The sequence below is a fragment of the Clostridium sp. genome (genome assembly GCF_036569345.1).
In the GTDB taxonomy this organism is placed as follows: Bacteria; Bacillota; Clostridia; order Clostridiales; family Clostridiaceae; genus Clostridium_AD.
In genome coordinates this window covers 1-3038 of sequence record NZ_DATCQT010000013.1, presented here as the reverse complement: position 1 = coordinate 3038, position 3038 = coordinate 1, and the positions used below count along the sequence as shown (strand labels likewise).

4 protein-coding genes are annotated in these 3038 nt (G+C 31.7%); all 4 read right to left on the bottom strand.

The window, feature by feature from the left end; translation table 11 throughout:
* Positions 1 to 773: 773 nt before the first annotated feature.
* Positions 774 to 1010, bottom strand: a complete 237-nt coding sequence (locus VIM70_RS00500) for a DUF2922 domain-containing protein (RefSeq protein ID WP_331943013.1) — start codon at positions 1008 to 1010, stop codon at positions 774 to 776.
* An 89-nt stretch (positions 1011 to 1099) separates the two neighbouring features.
* Positions 1100 to 1324, bottom strand: a complete 225-nt coding sequence (locus VIM70_RS00495) for a DUF1659 domain-containing protein (protein WP_331943011.1) — start codon at positions 1322 to 1324, stop codon at positions 1100 to 1102.
* Positions 1325 to 1407: 83 nt separating this feature from the next.
* On the bottom strand, positions 1408 to 1941 hold the full coding sequence (locus VIM70_RS00490) for a sigma-70 family RNA polymerase sigma factor (RefSeq protein ID WP_331943009.1): 534 nt from the start codon (positions 1939 to 1941) through the stop codon (positions 1408 to 1410).
* Between the two features lie 61 nt (positions 1942 to 2002).
* Positions 2003 to 3038, bottom strand: a 1036-nt coding sequence (locus tag VIM70_RS00485) for a DnaD domain protein (RefSeq protein WP_331943007.1), incomplete at its 5' end; no start/stop codon positions are given.

Below are 3038 nucleotides of genomic sequence, written 5' to 3'. Positions count from 1 at the left end.
TGCTGCTTTTTCAAATGTTACTGTTCTACTAGTAAATAAGTTTAACGCAAAAGCTAGCCTAACCTTTTGGTCTATAGAATCCCCCGAAATTTTATTTAAAAAAGGTATAAACTCTTCTGGTAAAGTTACTTCAAATGTAGTTGGTTGTGTGTTCATATTAACACCTCACTTTAATCATTTTTATTATATTATATCCTCTTTTCTTACCTTATGCACTATTTACCTAAACATTACAATTAATATTCTATTAATGTCGTGAAAGCTGTCATTCACTACAAAAAAACTACCAAAATATAAATTTCAGTAGTTCCACCCTGGCTACCGCCAAGTTTTTTTGTTTCTCTTTTACCAAATTTCTCAACTCTCCAATCCAACTTCTCATCTACTTAATTCGCATCAAATGTTCCATTTTCGCCTAGCCTCCGCATTGGTTGTTCACTGAACGTTCACAACCCCCGGCAGACTGAGCGAAAACTAATTTCTATGCAACATTTTAACAAACAGCTTGCATAAAATAACCATAATCCTTTTTAATAACGATTTAAATTGTATTTTTATCTGTTTTAATAACAGAACCATTACTTTTTATTAAAAAATGAATTGTAATTTTCAAAACTTGCACGTGTTTTGGGTTTTGCTCAACCTGCCGAGAGATTTTTTGAAGGAGCTTGAGACTGAAATTGCTATTATCATAAACAAAAGCACCTATAGCTTAAACACTTTTTTTCAAAGTGTCTATTCTATAGATGCTCATTTTCCCTGGTGCTATTTTCCTAAGCTAAAACAACTGTGCTAGTAGCTGTCGAAACTATCTTAGCATCTTTCTTGCCAATTAAGTCCCCATTAGATGATAAGAAAATGTTGTTTGAGATAACTAAATCCATAAGAGCCTTTACCTCAATTTCTGTGACTGTTGGCACTCCAGTTTCATCCGCTTTAATGTCATCTACAGTTAAAGTAAAATACTTCCCTTCTACAACTGTTAAAAATCTCATAATTAATTTATGCATATCATTATTCCTCCTTTAAATTTTAACTTTGGCATCTAAATTTTAAACTTTTGATGTGAAGCTATTTCATAAGTCTTATAAAATAAGTCTTATTCCATAAGTAAGCTAAACTGATCTTGTCTGTCTAATGCGAACAATGGGTAAGTTTTGATATTAGAGATAGCTTGTCCTACTGCAAATATGTCTGTGTCCACTGCAGTAACTTTTAAATTACTTAGTGTTTTTGTTACAAACTGATCCTTGCCATCCTCTCCCACCCCGACTTTCATTGTCATCCTTAATGCACTTGCCACTTTTGTAGATACAACTGCCATACTAATCACTCCTTTCATTTTGTTTTCACTGAATATATATGACGTTCCAGAATTTTGTGCGAAGTTTTCTGAAAAGATTTAATCTACATAAGATCTTTCAGTTTCTCTAACGCTTTTTTCTTAATCCTTGTATATTGATAATAACTTTTATCACTATCACAGGCGATTTCTCCTAGCGTAAGTCCCAGAAGATAATATCCCTCTATAACTGTGCGCTCTAAGGGATCAAGAGTATCAAGAGCGAGATATAATTTTTTCACCTCATCATAGGCAATCACTTCGTCCTCTAATGTAAATTCATAATTTCCTGAGGAATCAAAATCTAACATATCATTGTTTGGAACTTCTCTAAAATGTTTAATTTCTCCCTTTAGAAGAGCTTTATAGTTCATCCTTATTGAATTTATACAATAGCCGTTAAAGCTGTTGCTACCTAACTTGTACATTGCTATCGCTTTTATAACAGAAAGATAACCATGCTGGATTAGGTCTTCAAGTTCATAACCTGGAATGTGATACCTTGACGCCTCTTTAAGTATTAGATATTTGAATTTCTCTATTATCTGGTCCGTAGCTCCATCCTCTTTGTTTTTAGCCTTTTCAACTAGTTTTTCCATAATATATAACGCCTCCATAATTTTTAATATAGGGTATATTCAATAATAATTTATCAGTAAGCTAACCCAATAACTGCTTTTCTAAAACATCAAAATCATAAGTTCTTTGTTCGTAATCGCAGAAATCACTCTTTTTCACTTTTAGGTTTAAATAGCTTGCCTTTTTATTATCCCAACTTTTTTGATAAGCTTTGACTTGATCAGCAGTTTCTATGCCATTGCTAATCCAGTTATTAATTATTTTAGTTATATACTTCATTGTTTTAGCATTGTAAATTACAGCCTCCTCTATTGCCATAATAATAACTTCACTAGTCACCTGATTTGTAAATTCAAGTATTTTTTCATTTTCAAAAGGAGATAAAGCATGTATATTTTCTTCAAATACTTTAATTATGTTTTTTATACCAACAGACGTAGCATCAGAATTTACTTCTTCTTCTTTATTTATTAATTGTTTTTCTTTATTTATTACTACTTGTTCTTTACTTCTTATTCTATTACTTGGTAGCCCCTTGCAAGCCCCTACTAAGGGGCTACCAAGTGTTCTATAAATTGAAAATACCTTTGCCTCTCCAATTCCTTCTTTTTCTACGGCATAATCTTTATCTTCTGGTATCAAAAGGATTTCATCAGTAATATTGCCTGAATTATCGTATACGCTAGGCTTGTCCAGTTTTTCTAAATAACAATCCTTTGAAATTTTATCATTATCTATAATGTTTTTTTTGAAAATCTTTTCCACGTCTAATTCAGCGTCCTTACACTTTTTAAATAGAATTTCAAGAAATGCTTTATTTTTAACCCTTTTTAGCTCTTTTTGAACGCCTATAATTGCATTATTGTTGTTAGGTGCGTTATATTTTATCCAATTTAACACCATAATTTCTTTAGTATCATCGCAATATAAAATCTTCTCAAAATTACAAAATCTTTTAATTAGCCGCTGTACATCGTCTTTACTATAGCCTGTCTCTATTGCAATAAACTTAGGAGAGATTTCATAGATACCGCATTGAGTGGATTTTGTATTCGATATAAGATACAAATAAAAAAACTTTTCCTGTGGGGTAAGTTCAAGCACAAAGCTGTCACTC

Excerpts from the sequence above, each read along its gene's own strand:
- VIM70_RS00490 (WP_331943009.1), bottom strand. The coding sequence starts at position 1,941 with ATGGAAAAACTAGTTGAAAAGGCTAAAAACAAAGAGGATGGAGCTACG.
- VIM70_RS00495 (WP_331943011.1), bottom strand. The coding sequence starts at position 1,324 with ATGGCAGTTGTATCTACAAAAGTGGCAAGTGCATTAAGGATGACAATG.
- VIM70_RS00500 (WP_331943013.1), bottom strand. The coding sequence starts at position 1,010 with ATGCATAAATTAATTATGAGATTTTTAACAGTTGTAGAAGGGAAGTAT.